The organism is Parasynechococcus marenigrum WH 8102, assembly GCF_000195975.1.
GTDB lineage: Bacteria > Cyanobacteriota > Cyanobacteriia > PCC-6307 > Cyanobiaceae > Parasynechococcus > Parasynechococcus marisnigri.
In genome coordinates this window covers 2,096,955-2,116,963 of record NC_005070.1, presented here as the reverse complement: position 1 = coordinate 2,116,963, position 20,009 = coordinate 2,096,955, and the positions used below count along the sequence as shown (strand labels likewise).

The window sequence follows — 20,009 nt, the reverse complement described above, 5'->3', positions numbered from 1 at the left end:
ATGGCCATTGCCTCCGATATCACCAGCCTGATCGGAGGCACACCCCTGGTTCGTCTCAACCGCCTGCCGTTGCAGTCCGGCTGCGGGGCAGATGTGATCGCCAAGTTGGAAAGCTTCAACCCTTCGGCGTCGGTGAAGGATCGAATCGCCAGCGCCATGGTGCTGGCGGCGGAGCAGGAGGGAACGATTCAACCGGGGCGAACGGTGCTGGTGGAGCCCACCAGCGGCAACACCGGCATTGCGCTGGCAATGGTCGCGGCTGCCCGGGGCTACCGGCTCATCCTCACCATGCCGGACACGATGAGCACGGAACGCCGTTCGATGCTGCGTGCCTACGGAGCTGAGCTGCAGCTCACCGACGGTGCTCAGGGCATGGCCGGAGCGATTGCTCTCGCCAATGAATTGGTTGAGGAAATCCCGGAGGCTTATCTGCTGCAGCAGTTCGACAACCCCGCCAATCCTGCGGTGCATGAACGCACCACCGCTGAAGAGATCTGGCACGACTGCGACGGCCACCTGGACGCCCTGGTGGCTGGCGTCGGCACCGGCGGCACCATCACCGGCTGTGCTCGTTTGCTGAAGCAGCGCAATCCTCAACTGCAGGTGGTGGCGGTGGAGCCGGCGGGTAGTGCTGTGCTGTCGGGCAGGCCGCCGGGTGCGCATCGCATTCAGGGCATCGGTGCGGGGTTCGTTCCCGCTGTGCTTGAGCGTGATCTGATCGATGAGGTGATGACCGTTTCGGATGAGGAGGCGATGGATGTGGGCCGTCGTCTGGCGCGGCAGGAGGGTCTGCTTTGCGGCGTCAGCAGCGGTGCTGCGGTGGCTGCGGCTCTGCGGCTTGGTCAACGCTCCGAGTGGCAGGGGCGGCGCGTGCTGGTGATGCTGGCCAGTTACGGCGAGCGGTATCTGTCCACACCGATGTTCAGTGGCGTTGCGTCTTCGCCGGCACGTCAGGACCCGATGCTGTGACGATGGAGGCAGAGACGGGAACCGATGGCCGATCCCTACGCCGAGCTTGGGGTGAGCAGCAGCGCCAGCGCTGCTGAGATCAAGGCCGCCTATCGACGCCTGGTGAAGCAACACCACCCCGATGCCGGTGGCGATGACCAGCGCATGCTCGCCCTCAATGCCGCCTGGGAGGTGCTCGGTGATCCCGAGCGGCGCCGAGCCCACGATCGAACCAGGATTCCCGCCTCATCAGACGGTGGAACAGCAGCCCGGGATCGACGCCGGGCGGCAACGGAGCATGACCGCGCCGTGGAGGCCGATGACGCCCTCGTGCGCTGGTTGCGACAGGTGTATGGCCCCATCGATCGGCTTCTCGGTGAGGTGATCAATCCCTTCCCCAAAGAGCTCAAAGCCCTCTCTGCAGACCCCTACGACGACGCACTGATGGAGGATTTCTGCAGCTATCTGGAGAGCAGCGGCCGTCGTCTGGAGCGGGTGAAGGACCTATTCCAGAGTCTGCCCACCCCTGCAGCGGCCCGCGGGTTCGGGTTGAGCGTGTATCACTGCTTCTCGGAGGTGGAGGACGCCCTGGCGGAGCTGGAGCGCTACACCATGGGCTATGTGGACAATTACCTCCACGACGGTCGGGAGATGTTGCTGGAAGCCAAGCAGCGGCGCAAGCGCTTGCAGGATGAGCGCCGTCGCCTGGAGATCGCGTGAACCGGCGCTGGCGGTTTTGGTTTTGGGTGGTCGTGATCTGGCTGCTGGCCACGGCGGTGGATCGTCTGTGGTGGACGCAGCAGTCCGGAGTTCCCGCCTGGGATCAGGCGGACTACCTCAACAGTGCCCTCGACCATGGCCGGGCCCTGGGATTGCTGCCCGGTGGCGATTGGAACGGTTGGTTAGCGCTGCTGGATCTCTCCCCCAAGATTCCACCGCTCGCCTCTCTGGTGAATGGCACCGTGATGGCCATCAGCGGTGATGCTCCGGCGAATGCCGCCTGGAGCCTCAGCCTCTGGCATGGGTTGCTGTTGCTGGCCGTGGCCGGTTGGGGGCTACGGCTTCGTGGTGAAGGCCTGGCGCTGCTCGCTTGTCTGTTGACGGCCCTGGCTCCGGCGCTGTTGGATCTGCGGACGGACTACGTGCTGGAAATGCCGCTGGCGGCGGTGGTCACCCTGGCTCTGTGGAGGATGTCCGTCTGGTGTGACCCCAGGACCGGTGGACGTTGGGGACAGGTTGTTTGGGCAACCGTCGTTGCGCTGGCAGCAGTGCTGGTGAAGCAGAGCGCCCTGCTGGCGCTGGCACCGGCGGGGGGCTGGGCTGCCTGGATTGCCCTGCGTCGCCGGGGAGCCTGGTTGAGACAAGCTCTGGTGCTGCCGTTGCTCGCGTCAGGCCTAATTCTGCCTTGGCTCAGGCACAACTGGATCACAAGCCTGGGGGGCACGAACCGCGCGGTGTTCGAGTCCGCCGCCCGTGAAGGAGATCCCGGCCTGCTGAGCTTGGAAAGTTGGTTGTGGTATCCGCGGCTGTTGCCGGAGCAGCTGGGGGTTGTGTTGCTGGTGGTGGGAGTCTCCGGTCTGATTCTCTGGTGCGCTCAGCGGTCCAGGACGGCTGGTGATGACGGCTGGTGCTGGCGCTGGCTGGTGATCAACCTGCTGGCGGCCTGGCTGCTCACCAGCCTGAGTCCGAATAAAGGCGACCGCTACATCGCCCCTCTGCTGCCGGCGTTGTTGCTGCTGCTCAGCCGCGGTTGGTGGCAGTGGGGCCTCTGGTTGCAGCAGTGGCGTTCTCGCTGGACCACCCCAATCCTGGGGTTGGGGCTTCTGGCCTGTGTTCCAGCGGGTTGGACCCTGCAACTGGAGCGCTTGCAGGATCGGCCGCGGGGGCCGCTGCAGGCCCTGGTGCAGGCTGCCGGTGGTGCCGATCCCGCGGTGGAGCCCCGCACTCTGATCGTGGTGCCCAGCACACCGGATCTCAACCAGCACAACGTCAGCTATTACGGCCGTCGGGGTGGCGGTCGGTTGGTCGGTCGTCAGCTGGGGGGCAGCCGCCGGGATCGGACCCCTGTGTTGGCCCGGGCGGAGTGGGTGGTGCTGGCCGAGGGGGATCAGGGATCAGTTCGCAAGGCAGCGCGCAAGCTCGACCGTGCCGTTCGCAGCAGCGGGGTGTTTGAGGAAGTGCAGCGCTTCCCGCGTCCGAAGGATGGCAGCTATTCCCTCTGGCGGCGCCGCTCGGACCGACCGGTATCGGTGGGTTTCGCCGACGCGTTTCCCGCCCTGGCGCAGGGCTTGGCGGCGGGGCCCGCCGGCCTGGATCCGGTGTTTTCCGCTGTGGCGGTGGAGCACATGCTGGATGGCCATTTCAGCTACCGCCAGCAGGTGGACCGTCAGGCGCGGCAGCATCTCGCCGCAGACCCTGACCATGCGCAGGCTCGCTGGAGCCTGGCGCTGCTGGCGGTGCTGGCCAACCGCCCGGCTGCCGCTGCTGAACAATTCGCTGTGTTGCAGAGGCTGCAGCCACAGAGTCCCTGGCCTGCGGCGTATCGCAGCGTGGTGCTCCTCGCAGGCTGGATGCCCTGGTCGGCATCGGCCGTGGCAGATCAGGCCATGTTCGAGCAGAACAATCCCGTTCTGATGGCGCTGGCCGATCTGAGTGGTGTTCTCGGGGGTGCCGTCTGGCGTTTGCCCTCAGCCATCAGCAGCGTGCCCAAGGCGGTGGAGATGGTGGAGGGCGCCTTGAGTCAGCCGCAGGATTCCAACTGATCCATCCGCAGCCAGACATCCGGTACGGGCCGGTTCCAACGCACCTGGCCGTAGTCACCTTTCACCAGCAGCAGCTCCCCAGGACCCTCGAAGATGTAATCCGGTGCAGTGGGGTCGCTGGCGGCCGCCTCAAGACTGTCGTTGTAAGCCGAACGGTTCACTTTCACCAGGGCGCCCTTGCGCAGGGCCGCCGGTTTGGCCTTGGCGGGGGCCTTGCTGTCGGTTTCGGCCATCTGGGCTAGCAGAACTTTCCAAAAGGCTAAATGCCATCGACGATCGATCCAGGCTGGTCTCTTCAGTGGCTGGAGATTCGCCTTAGCCTCCCCGACGCGGATTTCGAGGACCCATGCGACTGCTGCTGCTGGGATGCACTGGATTTGTGGGCAAGGAGCTGGTTCCCCAGTTGATCCAGTCCGGCCATCAGCTCACCCTGGTCAGCCGTCGCCTGCCCAGGGGTTACGACGCTGAACGGAGCGATGGTCGCTTGACCTGGCTGCAGCTTGACCCGGCACAGGCCGCCAGCTGGCAGGACTCTTCCCTTCAAGGCGCCCTCAGTGATGCGGATGGTGTGGTGAACCTTGCCGGTGAGCCGATCGCCGAGCAGCGCTGGACCGCTGCCCACCTGAAGATTCTCGAGAACAGTCGACTGGAGACCACGCGCCTGTTGGTGGAGGCGATGGCGGATCTGAAGACGCCACCTCAGGTGCTGGTGAATGCCTCCGCCATCGGGTTTTACGGCACCAGTCGCGAGGCCTGTTTCCAGGAGTCCAGTGCCGCCGGTTCCGATTTCCTGGCCTCGTTGTGTGAACGCTGGGAATCCGCGGCAGCAGCGGTTCCAACCGGCACCCGCCTGGTGACCGTGCGGATCGGCATCGTGATTGCCGCCGGTGGTGGTGCGCTGGGCAAGATGCTGCCGGTGTTCCGCGCCGGCTTTGGCGGACCCATCGGTTCGGGGCAGCAGTGGATGAGCTGGATCCATCGCAGTGATCTCTGCGCCCTGATTCAGCGCGGTCTGGAGGATCCGACTTGGACCGGTGTGGTGAATGGTGTCGCCCCTCAGCCGGTGTCGATGAATGAGTTCGCGCGGGAGCTGGGCCGCAGCCTGGGGCGTCCCAGCCTGTTGCCTGTGCCCGGTCCGGTGCTGCAGGTGCTGTTGGGGGATGGCGCCAAGGTGGTGCTGGAGGGTCAGCAGGTGCAATCGGAGCGGCTGGACAGCCTTGGGTTCAGCTTCCGCTATCCCGATCTGTCTTCAGCACTCGCCGCTGCCACCAGCTGAGAATTCCGCTGAGCAGGGCCGCCATGATCAGCAGGCTGATGGCTGGGGTGAACAGCGGCTGCCAGAGGGCTTGAAACAGATCCATCAGTGCGCTGCGCCCCTGGGTCTGGGCCGCGACGGCCACCCCGAAGAAGCCGGCCCCGAGGATCACCACGAGCACGTTGAGCATCAGCAGCCGATCTAACCAGCGTTTCCAGGTCGGTTCCGAGAACGCGCTCATGGCAGGAGGTCGCTGATGGCTGCGGCCATTCTTGTGCCACCTCCCGACGTTCCGAGGCGACGGCTGGCCTCCCGTCGGCACTGCTCCTGCAGCTCGTGATCATTGCGGGAGCGTTCCAGCAAGTCCAGCGCCAGAGCGGCCGTGGCTTCGATATTGTCGCGGGAAGCGGCCTTGCCGGGGGCACAGAAGACGGTCGGCCCCAGCAAGCGGCGCTGGGCTTCCGCGAATCGGGCGGTGAACTGGGGGCCCTTGCCCGGGAGTTGCAGGGCTGGTTTGGCGAGACCCACGGCCTGTTCGATCGCTGTGCCAGCCATGCCGATGATCAGATCGCTGTGCTGAAGCACGGCTTGAAAAGCCCCTCGCTGCACTTTCAGCGGCAGCGTTCCCTCTCGGCTGAGGACCCCTCGCTCCAGATGCCAGCCAACGCGGCCGGCCAGGGTCTGCAGTGCCGCATCCTCAAGGCTGGAGACCAGGGCCAGATCCAGGCTCAGATCCGCATCGCGGGGGAGCTGCTCGATCAGTTGCAACAGCAGCAGTAGGTTCTCCTCCAGTTCCGGCCGGCGACTGCCGGGCAGCAGTCCGATGCGGCGACGGGCGGTTGGCAACGCATCATCCGGCGTCAGCACCGGGTCCATGAAAGGGTTGCCAATGAACTGCACCGGGCGTTGCAGCTGGTCTGTGAGGTCGTCCGCCGTGAGCTGATCCCGGCTGAACACCGCTTTGAAACGACGGGTGGCGAGCAGTTCGCCGCAGGGCCAGGGCAAGCGCAGCCGTCCCTCGTAGTGGCTTGAGTAAGCCACGAGATAGGTGGCCACCGGCCGGCGGGTTAGCCAGGCGGCGATCACCGGGATCACATCCCCCACCACCACAATCAGATCAAAGCGATGACCGTGGCGCAGCAGACGCAGCAGGCGCCGCAACAAGTAAAGGATCTGCCCTTGAACCAGTTCCGTCAGCCGGCCGCGCAGGCTGGTGTAGCCGATGCCTCCGGTGCTGAATTCATGGCTGCGTCCCAGCAGGGGTATCCCGGCCTGTTGGTAGGGACTGCCCAGCCCCGCCAGTGGCAAGGCCTGCACGCTGTGCCCCATGGATCGCAGGGCCTGGCCGATTAGGGCACCGGAGACGTCCTCACCGTGACCATTGCTGAGCAGCAGGATCTGTCCCATGGATCGGATGTGCTGCTGTGTGATGGATTCAGAGGTTCAGCCAGGACTTCACTTTTTCGAGCGCTTTCCAGCCCGGGCGCCGCACCAGGCCGTCCTCGAGAGCCCCTTTGAGGTCATCGGAAATCTGGGGGGCCATGGTCAGCACCTGCTGCACCATCTGGATCTGATCGCGCACACCCTTGGAATCCGTCTCCAGCAGTGCCAGGCTGAGGTTGATACGGGCCTGGGGATCCTGGGGACTGAGCTTCACCGCGAACCGGGCTGACCGCAGGGCTTCTTCGGGTTGGTCGCAGAGCAGCTGCAACCAGGCCAGGCAGGTCCAGCCCGCCGCCTGGCGAGGAGCGATTTCAGTGATCTTGAGGAAGTCGGGCAGGATCTCGGCGGCGCTGGCTCCGGCCTGGTAGCGGGCCATGGCCTGGTCGAACAGGTTCTCCTGGCTGGACTCCATGGCGAGGCGTGCTGAACACCTCTTCAGATTCCCACGCGGCGCTTTGGGGTCAGACTGTGAAGGAGCTGCCGCAACCGCAGGTCTGGCTGGCGTTCGGGTTGGTGAAGTTGAACCCACCACCGATCAGGGCGGTGCTGAAGTCCAGTTGCATGCCGTAGATGTAAAGCAGGCTCTTGGGGTCGCAGATCACGCGGAAGCCCTGGCCGTTGGCGGCCACGTAGTCGTAGGTCTCATCGTCCTCGAGGGTGTCAGAGGCGGGCACGAAATCCATGGTGTAGCTCATGCCGCTGCAGCCACCGGAGCGCACACCCACCCGCAACACCTGCTGATCACCCTGTTCACTGCAGAGCTTCGCCAGCTGCTGCATCGCAGGCTCCGTGATCAGGATGCCCTTGCCGTCCTTGGCGGTGTGGGCCGGCGCTGGGCTGGTGGTTGAGGTCATCGGTGACGCAGGCTCGTTCCCTCACTTTATGGAGCCTGATACATAGAGTCGCCATCAGTTGCACACCAGAAGGTGCGGGTCGCGATTGTCGGTTCCGGTCTCGCGGGCCTCTCCGCTGCGGTGGACCTGGTGGATGCTGGCCATGAGGTGAACCTCTACGAGGCCCGTCCGTTCATGGGCGGCAAGGTGGGCAGCTGGGTGGATGACGGCGGCAACCACATCGAAATGGGGTTGCACGTGTTTTTCTTCAACTACGCCAATCTCTTCGCGCTGATGCGGAAAGTGGGTGCGTTTGAGAATCTGTTGCCCAAGCAGCACACCCATCTGTTTGTGAATGAGGGCGGTGATCTGCGGGAACTGGATTTCCGCTTCCCGATCGGAGCCCCGTTCAATGGCCTCAAGGCGTTCTTCACCACGCCGCAGCTGAGCTGGATCGATAAGTTGCGCAATGCCCTGGCCCTGGGCACCAGTCCGATCGTGCGGGGTCTGGTGGATTACGAAGGGGCGATGCGCACCATCCGCGCCCTGGACTCCGTCAGTTTCCAGGATTGGTTTGTGGGCCATGGCGGCAGCCCGGAAAGCATCCGCCGCATGTGGAATCCCATCGCCTATGCGCTGGGATTCATTGATTGCGAGGCCATTTCGGCCCGCTGCATGCTCACCATTTTCATGATGTTTGCGGCCAAGACCGAGGCCTCGAAACTCAATCTGTTGAAGGGATCACCGCATCGCTGGCTCACTGGCCCGATCCTGGAGTACATCCAGCAGCGCGGCGGCAGATTGCACCTGCGCCACCGGGTGAAGCAGGTGGAATTCAGCGATGGCGAGTCCCCCGAAGTGACGGGCCTGCATCTGGGCACGCCGGAGGGGGACATCCGCGTTGAAGCGGATGCCTATCTCGCCGCCTGTGATGTGCCCGGGATTCAGAAGTTGTTGCCGGAGGACTGGCGCCGTTTCCCCCAGTTCGATGCCATCCACCAACTGGAGGCGGTTCCTGTGGCGACTGTGCAGCTGCGTTACGACGGCTGGGTGACGGAGCTGGGTGAGTCCCAGGACGCGCAGCGCCGGGATGTGGCGACGCCTACGGGGCTGAACAACCTGCTTTACACCGCCGATGCCGATTTCAGCTGTTTTGCGGATCTGGCCTTGGCAAGCCCGGAGGACTACCGCAAGGAGGGAGAAGGTTCCTTGCTGCAGTGCGTGCTGACGCCCGGTGATCCCTGGATTCCCAAATCCGTTGACGAGATCGTGGCCCACACCGATCGCCAGGTGCGTGCCTTGTTCCCGTCAGCCCGGGATCTCAAGCTCACCTGGAGCAATGTGGTGAAGCTGGCTCAATCGCTGTACCGCGAGGCTCCCGGCATGGAGCCCTACAGGCCGGATCAACGCACCCCGATCCAGAACTTCTTCCTGGCCGGCAGTTACACCCGTCAGGACTACATCGATTCGATGGAAGGCGCCACGATGAGTGGTCATTTGGCGGCGGCCGCCATCCTGGATCAGCCCGTTAGGCTCGCCACGAATGCTGCAGTGGCTTGATGGGACGCTGGCTAGACCACTCCGTCACCACTGAGGTTCAGGCACCGGCCGAGGACGTCTGGGCGGTGTGGAGCGATCTTGAGGCCATGCCCAAGTGGATGCGCTGGATCGAATCGGTGAAAACCCTGGATGATCCGGATCTCACCGACTGGACCCTGGCGGCCCAGGGTTTTCGGTTCCACTGGAAAGCGCGGATCACCCAACGGGTGGAGGCCCAGCAACTGCACTGGGAGTCCGTCGGTGGGCTTCCGACAAAAGGTGCTGTGCGCTTTTATCCCGAGTCGGCTGAGCGCACGTTGGTGAAGCTCAGCGTCAGCTATGAATTGCCCAGGGTTTTGGCACCGTTGATGGAGCCCAGCATCCTGGGGGGGATTGTCACGAAGGAACTGCAGGCCAACCTTGACCGTTTCCGGGATCTGGTGGAGAAGGGGGGCTAAACAAGCCCTGAACACGTGCCTGCTGGTGGGATTGCTGGCCCTTGCTGCCTGCAGCGGCGACAACCCTCCGGCGGCAACGATCACGCCGCCCAACGTGCCGGCCCCAGAGGTGGAGCCAGAGGTTCCGCTCATAACCGCAGCTCCGGATCTGGGCCTCATCCCTCTGCCGTCTGTTCAGCAGGTCCGTGAGGCGTCACCGGCTGGCCGCCCGGATCCGTTTCAACCGTTGCCAGGGCTACCCGGAGATGGCACTGCACCTGATGCCGATGGAGCCATCGACCCCTCCTCCGGTCTGACGTTGACCGGCGTGATGCTGGTGGGTCAGCAGCGCCGTGCTCTGGTTCAGTCTCCCTCCGGAAGTGCTGTGCTGTGCATCGGCGCGGATGGGCGCTGTACGGCCGATGATCTGCCGGTGTTGCCGGAGACCTGGTCGGTGCTGGGCATCGATGTGCAACGCGGTTGCCTGCAGTTGGCGCAGGACAGAGAGCCGCGGGAGGAGATCTGCCTCAGCTGATCTGTCAGCGCAGTAGCGAGCGACAAGCGCTCACCAGGCCCTCCAGGTCATGGGGGTCAGCTTCCGCATCGATGCGGCCGAACCATTCGCGGCAGCTGCGGCTGGTTTGGGGGCCGATGGACACCAATTTCAGAGTCTCCAGCCGTTGCTCCCAGCCAGGACCGAAGCGCTGCAGCAGCAGTTGTGCCGTGTGGGCGGCCGTCTTACCGCTGCTGAACAAAATGGCGTCCACCGTTCCAGCCTCAAGGGCTTCGGCGGTGCGCTCGGGCATGGCGTCGGGACAGCGGGACTCGTAGGCCGCCACCTCCACCACCCTCACCCCAGCTTCCCCGAAGGCTTCCGCCAGCACGGTTCTGCCGCCGCTCTGCACCCGTGGCAGAAGCATCCTCAGGCCATAGCCGGAGACGGGAAAGTGGTCGATCAGGCTGTCGGCGACGAAGCTTGGCGGCACGAAATCGGCTGTGGCGCCAAGGTCTTCCAGGGCTCTGGCGGTTTTGCGACCCACAGCGGCGATGCGCAGGTTGGCGGGACGCCGCAGCAGGCTGCGGCCGAGGCGTTGCAACCGCTGCTCCACCGCCTGCACGCCATTGGCGCTCGACACCACCAGCCAGTGGAAGTCCTCCAGCTCTGAGAGGGCATCATCCAGCGGTCCCCAGTCGTCGGGAGGGCCGATCACCAAGGCGGGGAGGTCGAGCACCTGTGCGCCTTGGGTTTCCAACAGTCGCCTGGCTTCCCCCAGTTGGTCGGCGGCGCGGGTCACCACCACCGTGCAGTTCTGCAGAGGCTGGCTCAAGCGATGGGCTCCAGGTCCAGCTTGACGATGCCCTGGGCCTTGGTGCGCAAGGCCTGGGCGTCGACTGGTCGCCCCTGGGTCTCCAGCAGGGTGATGGCGGTGCGGAAGGCCGCTCGGGAGCCTTCGATGTCGCCCCCCAGCAGCAGGGCAACAGCACGGTTCTGATGGCAGGCGGCGTTGTTGGGGTCGAGCTCCACAGCGCGGCTGTAGGCCTCAAGGGCCGCCGCGATGTCGCCGCGGCGGCGCAGCATCAAACCCAGGTTGTACCAACCCAACGCCACTTCCGGGGCCCGTTGGGTGGCGGTCTGGGTCAGGGCAATGGCTTCATCGAGTTCCCCTTGTTCCATCAACCGGGCCGCCAGGTTGAGGCGTGCCCCGAGGCTGATCCGGGCATCGAGGGGAATCTCCAGAGCCTGCCGGTAACAGGCCACGGCACCGATTGGATCGCTGGGGCTGAGGGCCAAACCGAGGTGCAGCAGCAACTCGTAGCGTTCCGTGCTGTCGCCTGTGGCTTGATCCAGGCCGCGGCGCAGGAGTGGGATCGCCTGGTCGTGCTGCCCTTCACTGATCATCAGGCCGCCGAGCTTGGCGCTGGCGTAGGGGTCCCCGGGATGGCGGTCCAATTCGCTCTGCATGGCCTGGCGCAAACGCTCGGCTTTATCGGTACCGGCGAGAAGTTCCGGCCGGTAGCCGTCGTGAAGGATGGCTGGTTCGCTGCAGTCAGCGATGCGCCATTGGGGTTCGCTGGCCAGCAGCTCCCCAACGCTGTCGTCGATCATCGAGTGATATGGCCGGCTCCAGCGGATGGCGGGATGGCGGCGGAACAGACGGCTGACGCTGGAGTAGGGCGCCATGGCGGCTCCCACCTCGTAACGCAGCAGGTTGATCACCAGCACATCGGGTTGTGCCATCAGGGCCTTGAGGCTGGGGATGACCTCCGGTCGCAGCTGTTCATCGGCATCCAGCACCAGGACCCAGTCGCCGTTGAGGAAGGTGAGGGCGGTGTTGCGGGCGGGAGCGAAATCACCTGGCCACTCCACCTGTTCCACCCGAGCGCCGGCCGCTTCAGCCACAGCGATCGTCGCGTCGGTGGATCCGGTGTCCACCACCACCATCTCGTCGGCAAGATCCCTCACGGAGGCCAGGCAGCCCGCCAGCCGCGCCTCCTCGTTGCGCACAATCATCGAGAAACTGAGCATCGCCGGCGGCTCGGATTGGCGGGAGGTTAGGCCGCTCAGTCGGTGAAGTCGCGGCTCTGGAGGCTGTCTGACGGGTGTTGCAGCAGGCTGCTGAGCAGCTGGCGCTGGGCCTCTGGCATCTGCCCTGGGCTGAAGGCTGCCGCGATCGAGGGGGCCAACACAGAGCGCAACTCACTCCAGAGATAAGGACTGCCGTACACGATCAGGCCGGCCAGCCGATCCAGCCGCTGCAGCTGTTGCACTGCAGCGCGCCAGGGTTCCTGCCGGTCGCGTTCACCGCGGAAGGGATTCCCCCGCAGAAACAGCTGCAGCAACACCGGGCCATCGCCCAATCGCTCCAGCGCCAAGGGGGCCTCTGGGTCGTCCTGCCAGGGGGAGACCCCCTGGCCGTGAATCACAACGCTGCGAAATCCATGCTGTTGCGGCAAATGCAGCGCTGGGGCTGCACCGTTCAAAGCTGGGCAGGGCCAGGCGGCATCGATTCGGATCAGGTTGATGCCTTCGCCTGGAGGAATGGGAGCGGTGAATGACTGTTCCAGGCTGGCGGTCACCAAGCGCTGTTCCAGCTCCCGTTCCGCTGGGGTGGGTAAGGGAAGCCCAGGCGATGACGGCTGCACCCGGGCCAGCGCCTCGCGCCGCCGCCTGAGGGCGGCATGCAGCCGTTGGATGGGAATGCGTCCCTGGGCGATGGCCTGACTGATGCCGGAGATGGCGGCATCGGCATCGGCGGGCATCAGGATCAGATCAGCGCCGGCCTCAAAGGCCAGCACGGCAGCATCCGCAGGGCCATGGCGGGCTGTGATGGCTTCCATCACCAGGGCGTCCGTCACCACCAGGCCGTTGAAGCCCAACGCTCCCCGAAGCAGATCGCTCAACACGACGCTTGACAAAGTAGCGGGCTGCTGGGGATCAAGCTGCGGCAGCAGCAGGTGAGCGGTCATCACGCTGTCGACGCCGGCGGCGATGGCTGCGCGGAAGGGCGGGAATTCCACCTGCTCCAACCGTTCACGGGAGTGGGGCAGCACGGGCAGGTTTAGGTGGGAATCGCTGGCGGTGTCGCCATGGCCAGGGAAGTGCTTGGCGCAGCCCAACACGCCGCCACGGGCCAGGCCCCGTTGGAAGGCAGCGGCCAAGGCGCCGGCGGTGGTGGGCTCCTCACCCCAGGCCCGCACGTTGATCACCGGGTTGGCCGGGTTGTTGTTGACGTCGCAGACCGGGCCGAGCACCCAGTTCAAGCCGCAGCGCCTGGCCTGGTCTGCGGTGCAGTAGCCGTAGCGTTCCGCCAGGGTGATGGCTTGTTCTGGGTCGATCTGGTGCAATCGCCCTAGGGCCAGGGGTGGCACCAGCCAGCTGGCGCCATCAAATCGCTGACCGACGCCTTCCTCCACATCAGCGCAAAGCAGCAGCTGCTGATCACTCCAGCTTTGGAGTTTCCGGGTGCGCTGCTGCAGTTCCACAGCGCTGCCCCCCAACAGGATCACCCCGCCAACTCCGGCGTTCAGCAGCCGTTGCAGATCGCCATTGCTGAGCTCCCACTGGGGATAACGACGATGTTGATCATCGAGGTGGCCACTGGCGCGCACCACCAGCAGCTCTGCCACCTGCCGCTGCAGAGGATCACTCGGCTGGCAGCTCATCGCTTCCCGCCGGAATCTCCCCTCGCTCCTTGCGCTCGTCCTCGAGTTTGTTGAGCAGACCCAGCACCGAGGTGCCCCTCTCGATGCCGCGGTCCAGCTGGAACACCACATCCGGTGCGCGACGCATCTGCAGCCGCCGGCCGAGTTCTCCCTTCAGGTAGCCGCTGGCGGCCTGCAACCCTTCCATCACCTGTAGTTGGCTGGCCTCATCGCCAAAGATGCTCACGAAGATCTTGCAGTGCTGCAGATCTCCGGAGACCTCCACGTTGGTGATGCTGACCATCCCCTGATGCACCCGTTCATCGCGGATGCCATTGATCAGCAGTTCACTGGTTTCCTTGCGGATCAGGGCCGCCACCCGCTCGACTCGACGCCCCTGTGCCATCACGCCATCGGTGCTGAGGTCACCATGGCACGCAGCACCAGGCTCAGGCTGATGAAACCGCTGATCAGGGCACCGATCAAGGCCACGGCGGTGACGGGATTGCTGCGCCGCCGGGCCAGGGGCTCCGCTACGGAATTCATCACGCCCAGGGTGAACGCCACCAGATAGCGGGGGTAGCGGGTGACGTTGAGGAAGAACTCCCGCATGTGCTGGCGACTGGTGCAATCTGCTGGCTACTCTGCCGGGCCCATGGATCCATTGGCCATGCTGGAGCTCCATCAATTCAGCCACTCCGCCTTCTGCCTAAAGGTGCGGATGGTGCTGCAGGCCAAAGGGCTCAGCTTCCGCACCGTGGAGGTGACGCCGGGCATCGGTCAGGTGGCGGTGTTCCGCCTTTCGGGACAACGGCAGGTGCCGGTGCTCGTTGATGGCGACCAGGTGATTGCCGATTCTTCTGCAGTTGCCCGTCATCTGGAACAGCGCGAAGCCGATCCGGCGCTGATTCCTGCCGATCCGCGTCAGGCGGCTCAGATGCATCTGATCGAAGACTGGGCTGACACCACCCTGGCCATGGCCGGTCGCACGGCCCTGGTGCAGGCGGCGGCGCTGGATCCAGAGCTGCGGGTGGCGCTGCTTCCCGATGACCTGCCCGACCCCGTGCGGTCGGTGATGGGAGCCATCCCCGGCGGCTGGGTGAACAACGTCACCGAACTGGTGAACCAAGGGGAGCGTGCTGATCTGCTGGCGAGCCTGGACCAGTTGGCGGCCTCGGTTGAGGTGTCCCCCTGGCTGGTGGGCGAAAGCATGACCCTGGCAGATATCGCTGTGGCTGCTCAGCTGTCGTTGCTGCGCTTCCCCTCATCCGCCGGTGCGGCTCTTGCTGGCAAGGGGGTTCCGGGCCTGAGCGATCACCCCAAGCTGCAGCCGCTGTTCCAGTGGCGTGATCAGATCGAACTCAAATTGATGGAGCGGACCCTGGAAGAAGTGTGAAACGCAGGCGGTAGTGGTGATGGGCGATGGCCTGATCCCGCAGGCTTTCGCCGGGGGAGGCGTAGCGCCCCTGCCATTGCTCGGCGCAGATGTCGTCATCGCAGCGGCTGTAGCGGCTGAGGGTTTCGATCCGGCTGAGTCGGGGTGCTCCGGGGGTGTGCAGGATCTGCAGCACCAGTTCATCGGACAGGAAGGTGTCAGTCGTCGGGGAGTCCTGGCGGCGGCCCGTCACCGTGGTTTCGAGGTAAAGATCTCCTTTGAGTCGGGCGATCTGACGGTTGGCGGAATCGGGGTCGTCCTCCACCCGCAGCAATTGGTCGCCGAGCAGGGCGCGGCCGATGGCGGTGGCATTGAAGCTGCGATCGCCAACGAGCCGGCCGCGGCGATCCGTTTCGAACCGTGCCTGGTGCAGCAGCGGTGAATCGCCTGGGGCATCAAGATCGATGCTCTCCACCTGCCAGAGCCCTTCAAACCAGTCGGGATAGATCAGATCGTCCCGATTCGAGGGCCGCGGCAATGGTGCCGGCAGGCTCCAGTCGGGCCAGCTGTTCAACCGCTGTTCCAGGCTGCTTTCTGCCCAGGCGGGGCCGCCACTGAGCAGGATGGTGAGGCCGATCAGCAGCATCCACACGCGCCGTTCCATGTCTGATCCCCTGATCCGTGCCCTTGATGACTACGTGGTGCTGGAGCCCGGCAAGCCGGAACAGCTGCTCAGCGCAGCCGACACGTTGACATGGCTGAGCGGTTGGTTGCGGAGCCTGGATCAGTTGCCGGCCGATCTGGCGGGTCAACCCGATCTTGATGCAGCTGCTCAGCGGTTGATCGATACCGCCTGTGATCTGGAGATCAGCCCTGGGATCACTTTGCAGTGGTTTGCGGTGCGGTTGGAGCCGCCAACGGCTTGAACTCAGTCGGTTCGGCGCTGGGTTGGATCCTTCAGCAGGCTTGGCAGAAGTTGCAGGATCCCGTCGGCGACGGCGAGGGGTGTTTCTTGATTAATCACCACCGTGAGATCGGCCTCGGCATAAAGGGGCCTGCGTTGGTTGAGCAGCGCGTTGAGCGCAGCGTCTGGATCTTCGGTTTGGAGCAGTGGCCGCACCGTGCTGTCCGCTCTGAGGCGTTGCATGAGCTGCTCTGGCACCACATCCAGCCAGACCACGATGCCGCTGTGCAGTAGCCCCCAGTTCTCCTGTTGCGTCACCACACCGCCGCCGGTGGCCACCACTAGGGAGTGACGTTGGCCGATGGCGTTGAGCACCTGGCTTTCCAGGGCCCGGAATCCTGCTTCACCGTCCCGCTCAAAAATCTCAGGAATGCTGCAGCCTGCGGCCTGCTCGATCACGGCATCGGCATCCACAAAGCCGTAACCCAGTTGTTCCGCCAGGGGGCGACCGGTGCTGGTTTTACCGCTGCCCATCATTCCCACCAGGTACAGGCTGCGGCCGCCCAGGCGCTGCTTCAAGGAGAGAGTTGCGTCCGACATGGCTCGAGATCGCCGTTAGCTCATTAGGATGCCTCGCGGCCGAAACGTCACATGACTGAAATGAAGTCACCACCACGCCACGGCCAGGGTCGCGGCTGTGTGATCACACGGCGGGCCTGTTTCAGTGCCAGTCATCGTTATTGGCTGCCTGAGCTGTCCGCTGACGACAACGCGGCTCGCTTCGGGCCCTGTGCCATCGCCCCTGGCCATGGCCACAACTACGAGCTGATCGTGTCCATGGCCGGCGGCCTCGATGCCGATGGGATGGTGCTCAACCTTTCAGAGGTGAAGCACGCCATCCGCCAGGAAGTAACGGGTCAGCTGGACTTCCGCTTCCTCAACGAGGCCTGGCCGGAATTCGATGTGTCTGGCCCCTCTGGCTGTCTGCCCACCACCGAAGCCCTGGTGCGGGTGATCTGGCAGCGCCTCAGCCCGCATCTGCCGATCACGGCATTGCGCCTCTACGAACAACCGGGCCTTTGGGCCGACTACCTCGGACATCCCATGGACGCCTTCCTCACCATCCGCACCCATTTCGCCGCTGCTCACCGACTGGCCCGCCCAGAACTGAGTCAGGAGGAGAACGAAGCCATCTACGGCAAGTGCGCCAGGCCCCATGGACATGGTCACAACTACCTCGTGGATGTGACCGTGCGTGGTGCAATCGATCCCCGCACGGGCATGGTTTGCGATCTTTCCGCCTTGCAGCGTCTGGTGGACGATCTGGTGGTGGAGCCCTTCGATCACACCTTCCTCAACAAGGACGTTGCCTTTTTTGCCGAATGTGTACCGACGGCCGAGAACATCGCCCTCCACATCGCAGATCGGCTGAGCACACCGGTGAAGGCGATTGGAGCCCATCTACACAAGATCCGCTTGCAGGAAAGCCCCAACAACGCCGCTGAGGTCTATGCCGAGACCCCTCAGTTGGATCGCATGCCGGCTGCTTTGGAATCAGTCGCCGCGGTCTGACCACCGCTTTGCAGGGTGAGCGCCCCACGGTTCGGTTGGTGCTGGCCATCAGCCTTGATGGCCGGCTTGCACCGGCAGAGGGCGGTGCCGCACAGCTTGGTGGAGATGGTGATCGAATCGCCTTGGAGCAGGCCTTGGCCTGGGCTGATGCCTGTCTGATCGGTGCGGGCACTCTGCGGGCCCATCAATGCACCTGCCTGATCCGCAACCAGACCCTTGTCGACCAACGCTTAGCCGCTGGCCGTCCTGCTCAGCCTGCTGCAGTTGTGGCCAGCCGCTCTGGCAACGTTTCATCGTCCTGGCGGTTTTTTCAGCAGCCGTTGCAGCGATGGCTGCTGGCGCCGGCACCGATGGAGTGGGGATTTGAGCGATGGTTTCCTCTAGCCGAGTCCTGGACCGAGCAGCTGGTGGGTCTGGGATCCGCAGGAATTCAGCGGCTTGTGCTGCTTGGTGGGGCTCATCTGGCGGCTGATCTGCTGGCGGGTGACTGTGTTGATGAGCTGCAGCTCACTGTTGTTCCACGGGTGTTGGGCGGGGGCAATACCTGGTTGCCAACAACATCTCCAGGGCTGCCATACGCTCTTTCACAAGCGGAGGCCTGGCGTGCTGTGGGGGCAGAACCCCTGGGCAGCGGAGAGTGGTTGCTGCGCTACCGAAGGCTGCGGGAGAGCGCGGAGTGATTTGTGCTCAGAATCCCTTATCTGAGGGAGTGCGACGCAGGATTTCATCCCTAATCTGAGGTAAAAAATCTTTTCGATGGCAAAAAAACGTAAAAAGCTTCGCGGAACCAACGAACGGTCCAGATGAGCTCACGGGAACTCGCCTCAAAAACCAGGTTTATGGATTGGCAGGCGACGATGTGATTGCCACAGGTGAGGGCAAATACCGTGTTTGGGGTGGCGAAGACAACGACACCTTCAAGACCCTCGATGGAGGGAAGGGATTCATGAAAATCATGGATTTTGAAGCTGGCGACTCGATCACGTTTTGCGGATGTGCATCCACCCGCATCGAGCAGCGCGGTAAGAACGCCTGGATCGTCAAGAACGACGATGTGAAAGCTGTTGTGAAGGGTGTTACCGCTGCTGATCTCCAGATCGACTTCGATCAGGCGATCATCACCATGGTCGCTGATCCTCTGGCCTGATCACTGGAAACACGGCTCTGGTTAAGGTCTGACGTATTGCCTGCGGCAGACCACCGATGTCGTCACTTACGGCCCGCTGGCATCGTTCGATTCAGGAGATCCCCGAGCAGCACTGGCAGGCTCTGGTTAGTGATCATGCCATTCCCTTTTATCGCTGGAGCTGGCTGGAGGCCCTGGAGAGTTCCGGCAGCATTATTCCGGAGCAGGGCTGGCAACCATTGCATCTGGCCCTGTGGCGTGGGGATGTCCCCATTGCGGTTGCGCCTCTGTACCTCAAGGGCCACAGCTACGGCGAATTCGTGTTCGACCAGACCTTTGCCCGTTTGGCGGGGGATCTGGGGCTGCGTTATTACCCGAAGTTGCTGGGGATGAGCCCGGTGAGCCCGGTGCTGGGCTACCGCTTCCATGTGCTCCCTGGTGAAGATGAAGCGGAGCTCACAGCGGTGCTGCTGCGGGCGATTGATGCCTTCTGCGAGCACAACAGCATCCTCAGCTGCAATTTTCTCTACGTGGATCCCCAGTGGCGCCCCCTGGCGGAAGCGGCCGGCTGTGCCACCTGGCTGAATCAGCAGAGCCTCTGGAGCCGAGGCGACGATCAAAGCTTCGACGACTACCTCAATGGCTTCAACGCCAACCAACGCCGCAACATCAAACGGGAGCGCAAGGCGGTGGCCAAAGCTGGGCTAACGGTGACGCCCCTCACGGGAGAGCAGTTGGATCTGGAGCTGTTCCAGATCATGCATGGCTTTTATGAGCAGCACTGTGCACGCTGGGGGCCGTGGGGCAGCAAGTACCTGGAGCAGGGTTTTTTCGAGGCGCTGGCGGGGTTGCACCGGGAGCAGGTGGTGTTGTTCTCGGCCCATCGCGGTGATCCGCGCGAGCCCGTCGCCATGTCGATGTGCGTGCGCGACGACCACCACCTCTGGGGCCGTTACTGGGGCAGCGAGGAGGAGATCGACTGTCTCCACTTCGAGGTTTGTTACTACGCCCCGATTGAATGGGCGATCAGCCAGGGGATCGACAGCTTTGATCCCGGGGCCGGCGGCAGCCATAAGCGGCGGCGGGGGTTTGTGGCCCGCCCCCACGCCAGCCTGCACCGTTGGTATCAACCGCAGATGGATGGTTTGATCCGGGCTTGGCTGCCCAAGGTGAATGGCTTGATGCTGGAGGAGATCGAAGCGATCAATGCGGAGCTGCCCTTCAAGGCAGACGCTCCATCACTGAGTTTGTAAGTTGAATAGATGGTCAAGACCCCTGAAGCCCCCGCATCGCTGACTGTGGCCATCGATGCTTTGGATGAACGCCTCTCCCAGCGCTTCATCGCGCTCGATCCCAGCGGTTATTTCCTGATCAAGGTTGATGCTGATGCCGGTGAGCTGGTGCTCGAGCACTACGGCAACACCATTGATGAAAAGGGACTGGCCCGAGATTCCGACACCGGTGAGGTGCTGAGCTGCAAAGGCGGCAATGGCCTCCGACAACCCTCAAGGATTTATCGCGGCAGCAGCGCCAAGCAAGTCGGCATCCAACTCACCGAAGGGGACGGGCCGCATCCGCTGAGCCGTTTGGATCATGCTCTGTATCTGGGGCGGGAACTGCAGAAAGCCGAGCAGTGTCTGCTTAATGGCTCTGCCTACGTGCAGGACTGATC

25 protein-coding genes and 1 pseudogene are annotated in these 20,009 nt (G+C 63.9%); 14 read left to right on the top strand and 12 right to left on the bottom strand.

The features are described 5' to 3' along the window. The 3 genes from cysK to TX72_RS11190 are packed head-to-tail and all read left to right on the top strand — an operon-like array spanning nucleotide 1 to nucleotide 3,710. Entirely contained in the window at nucleotides 1-969 is a 969-nt protein-coding gene (gene cysK, locus TX72_RS11200) for a cysteine synthase A (RefSeq protein WP_011129078.1), read from the top strand. 24 nt (nucleotides 970-993) lie between these two features. After that, nucleotides 994-1,668, top strand: a complete 675-nt coding sequence (locus TX72_RS11195) for a J domain-containing protein (RefSeq protein ID WP_011129077.1) — start codon at nucleotides 994-996, stop codon at nucleotides 1,666-1,668. Then, on the top strand, nucleotides 1,665-3,710 hold the full coding sequence (locus TX72_RS11190; protein WP_011129076.1) for a phospholipid carrier-dependent glycosyltransferase: 2,046 nt from the start codon (nucleotides 1,665-1,667) through the stop codon (nucleotides 3,708-3,710). Before TX72_RS11195 ends, TX72_RS11190 begins: the two co-directional genes overlap by 4 nt. Here the strand turns inward: TX72_RS11190 and ndhO are convergent. Next, complete coding sequence (gene ndhO / locus TX72_RS11185) at nucleotides 3,689-3,943, bottom strand: NAD(P)H-quinone oxidoreductase subunit O (RefSeq protein ID WP_011129075.1); 255 nt, start codon at nucleotides 3,941-3,943, stop codon at nucleotides 3,689-3,691. The two genes, TX72_RS11190 and ndhO, sit on opposite strands and share 22 nt — an antisense overlap. A gap of 113 nt (nucleotides 3,944-4,056) precedes the next feature. On the opposite strand from ndhO, the gene TX72_RS11180 reads away from it, so the two are divergent. After that, complete coding sequence (locus tag TX72_RS11180) at nucleotides 4,057-4,986, top strand: TIGR01777 family oxidoreductase (protein ID WP_011129074.1); 930 nt, start codon at nucleotides 4,057-4,059, stop codon at nucleotides 4,984-4,986. Here the strand turns inward: TX72_RS11180 and TX72_RS11175 are convergent. From TX72_RS11175 to TX72_RS11160, 4 genes are read right to left on the bottom strand one after another with little or no spacing between them, the layout of a single operon-like run. Further along, a complete protein-coding gene (locus TX72_RS11175; RefSeq protein WP_011129073.1) occupies nucleotides 4,934-5,206 on the bottom strand; it encodes a DUF8620 family protein in 273 nt (90 codons plus the stop codon). The genes TX72_RS11180 and TX72_RS11175 overlap by 53 nt on opposite strands. Continuing rightward, nucleotides 5,203-6,372, bottom strand: coding sequence for a lipid-A-disaccharide synthase-related protein (locus TX72_RS11170; RefSeq protein ID WP_011129072.1), 1,170 nt, complete (start codon nucleotides 6,370-6,372; stop codon nucleotides 5,203-5,205). Before TX72_RS11170 ends, TX72_RS11175 begins: the two co-directional genes overlap by 4 nt. A gap of 28 nt (nucleotides 6,373-6,400) precedes the next feature. After that, nucleotides 6,401-6,820: a tetratricopeptide repeat protein gene (locus TX72_RS11165; RefSeq protein ID WP_011129071.1), complete on the bottom strand. Its 420-nt coding sequence runs from the start codon at nucleotides 6,818-6,820 to the stop codon at nucleotides 6,401-6,403. 49 nt (nucleotides 6,821-6,869) lie between these two features. Next, entirely contained in the window at nucleotides 6,870-7,262 is a 393-nt protein-coding gene (locus tag TX72_RS11160; protein ID WP_011129070.1) for a HesB/IscA family protein, read from the bottom strand. A 72-nt stretch (nucleotides 7,263-7,334) separates the two neighbouring features. Between TX72_RS11160 and zds the strand changes: the two genes are divergently transcribed. Genes zds through TX72_RS11145 form a run of 3 tightly spaced genes read left to right on the top strand, consistent with a single transcriptional unit; the run spans nucleotide 7,335 to nucleotide 9,752 of the window. Beyond that, the gene (gene zds / locus TX72_RS11155; protein WP_011129069.1) at nucleotides 7,335-8,801 is read left to right on the top strand and encodes a 9,9'-di-cis-zeta-carotene desaturase; all 1,467 of its coding nucleotides are present in this window, start codon (nucleotides 7,335-7,337) and stop codon (nucleotides 8,799-8,801) included. Next, nucleotides 8,801-9,238, top strand: a complete 438-nt coding sequence (locus tag TX72_RS11150; protein WP_011129068.1) for an SRPBCC family protein — start codon at nucleotides 8,801-8,803, stop codon at nucleotides 9,236-9,238. The genes zds and TX72_RS11150 overlap by 1 nt, the downstream gene beginning before the upstream one ends. Continuing rightward, nucleotides 9,201-9,752, top strand: a complete 552-nt coding sequence (locus TX72_RS11145) for a pilus assembly protein PilP (RefSeq protein WP_148228820.1) — start codon at nucleotides 9,201-9,203, stop codon at nucleotides 9,750-9,752. The genes TX72_RS11150 and TX72_RS11145 overlap by 38 nt, the downstream gene beginning before the upstream one ends. Before the next feature lie 4 nt (nucleotides 9,753-9,756). On the opposite strand, the gene TX72_RS11140 is transcribed toward TX72_RS11145, so the two are convergent. Genes TX72_RS11140 through TX72_RS11120 form a run of 5 tightly spaced genes read right to left on the bottom strand, consistent with a single transcriptional unit; the run spans nucleotide 9,757 to nucleotide 13,972 of the window. Then, entirely contained in the window at nucleotides 9,757-10,545 is a 789-nt protein-coding gene (locus tag TX72_RS11140) for a uroporphyrinogen-III synthase (RefSeq protein WP_011129066.1), read from the bottom strand. After that, nucleotides 10,542-11,744 carry a glycosyltransferase gene (locus TX72_RS11135; RefSeq protein ID WP_011129065.1) on the bottom strand — a complete coding sequence of 401 codons (1,203 nt, stop codon included), beginning with the start codon at nucleotides 11,742-11,744 and terminating at the stop codon, nucleotides 10,542-10,544. Before TX72_RS11135 ends, TX72_RS11140 begins: the two co-directional genes overlap by 4 nt. 35 nt (nucleotides 11,745-11,779) lie before the next feature. Further along, a complete protein-coding gene (locus tag TX72_RS11130) occupies nucleotides 11,780-13,381 on the bottom strand; it encodes a glycoside hydrolase family 3 N-terminal domain-containing protein (RefSeq protein WP_011129064.1) in 1,602 nt (533 codons plus the stop codon). Next, nucleotides 13,362-13,766: a 30S ribosome-binding factor RbfA gene (rbfA, locus tag TX72_RS11125; protein ID WP_011129063.1), complete on the bottom strand. Its 405-nt coding sequence runs from the start codon at nucleotides 13,764-13,766 to the stop codon at nucleotides 13,362-13,364. Before rbfA ends, TX72_RS11130 begins: the two co-directional genes overlap by 20 nt. Beyond that, nucleotides 13,766-13,972: a DUF751 family protein gene (locus TX72_RS11120; protein ID WP_011129062.1), complete on the bottom strand. Its 207-nt coding sequence runs from the start codon at nucleotides 13,970-13,972 to the stop codon at nucleotides 13,766-13,768. The genes rbfA and TX72_RS11120 overlap by 1 nt, the downstream gene beginning before the upstream one ends. Before the next feature lie 58 nt (nucleotides 13,973-14,030). On the opposite strand from TX72_RS11120, the gene TX72_RS11115 reads away from it, so the two are divergent. Further along, the gene (locus tag TX72_RS11115) at nucleotides 14,031-14,756 is read left to right on the top strand and encodes a glutathione S-transferase family protein (RefSeq protein WP_011129061.1); all 726 of its coding nucleotides are present in this window, start codon (nucleotides 14,031-14,033) and stop codon (nucleotides 14,754-14,756) included. On the opposite strand, the gene TX72_RS11110 is transcribed toward TX72_RS11115, so the two are convergent. Further along, a complete protein-coding gene (locus tag TX72_RS11110) occupies nucleotides 14,722-15,399 on the bottom strand; it encodes a DUF6816 family protein (protein ID WP_011129060.1) in 678 nt (225 codons plus the stop codon). The two genes, TX72_RS11115 and TX72_RS11110, sit on opposite strands and share 35 nt — an antisense overlap. Here TX72_RS11110 and TX72_RS11105 point away from each other — a divergent pair. Continuing rightward, on the top strand, nucleotides 15,398-15,661 hold the full coding sequence (locus TX72_RS11105; RefSeq protein ID WP_011129059.1) for a CRR7 family NDH-1 assembly protein: 264 nt from the start codon (nucleotides 15,398-15,400) through the stop codon (nucleotides 15,659-15,661). The genes TX72_RS11110 and TX72_RS11105 overlap by 2 nt on opposite strands. Before the next feature lie 2 nt (nucleotides 15,662-15,663). Here the strand turns inward: TX72_RS11105 and TX72_RS11100 are convergent, their stop codons facing one another. After that, entirely contained in the window at nucleotides 15,664-16,239 is a 576-nt protein-coding gene (locus TX72_RS11100) for a shikimate kinase (RefSeq protein ID WP_011129058.1), read from the bottom strand. Between the two features lie 51 nt (nucleotides 16,240-16,290). Between TX72_RS11100 and TX72_RS11095 the strand changes: the two genes are divergently transcribed. From TX72_RS11095 to TX72_RS11075, 5 genes and pseudogenes are all read left to right on the top strand, one after another. Further along, nucleotides 16,291-17,211, top strand: a complete 921-nt coding sequence (locus TX72_RS11095) for a 6-carboxytetrahydropterin synthase (protein WP_011129057.1) — start codon at nucleotides 16,291-16,293, stop codon at nucleotides 17,209-17,211. Between the two features lie 8 nt (nucleotides 17,212-17,219). Then, nucleotides 17,220-17,891 carry a RibD family protein gene (locus TX72_RS11090; protein ID WP_011129056.1) on the top strand — a complete coding sequence of 224 codons (672 nt, stop codon included), beginning with the start codon at nucleotides 17,220-17,222 and terminating at the stop codon, nucleotides 17,889-17,891. A 125-nt stretch (nucleotides 17,892-18,016) separates the two neighbouring features. Next, nucleotides 18,017-18,358 (top strand): annotated as a pseudogene (locus TX72_RS11085) (hypothetical protein); the annotation flags it as partial. 56 nt (nucleotides 18,359-18,414) lie between these two features. Beyond that, nucleotides 18,415-19,590 carry a GNAT family N-acetyltransferase gene (locus TX72_RS11080; protein WP_011129054.1) on the top strand — a complete coding sequence of 392 codons (1,176 nt, stop codon included), beginning with the start codon at nucleotides 18,415-18,417 and terminating at the stop codon, nucleotides 19,588-19,590. 9 nt (nucleotides 19,591-19,599) lie between these two features. Next, nucleotides 19,600-20,007: a DUF4346 domain-containing protein gene (locus TX72_RS11075; protein WP_011129053.1), complete on the top strand. Its 408-nt coding sequence runs from the start codon at nucleotides 19,600-19,602 to the stop codon at nucleotides 20,005-20,007. The last annotated feature ends 2 nt before the right edge of the window (nucleotides 20,008-20,009 follow it).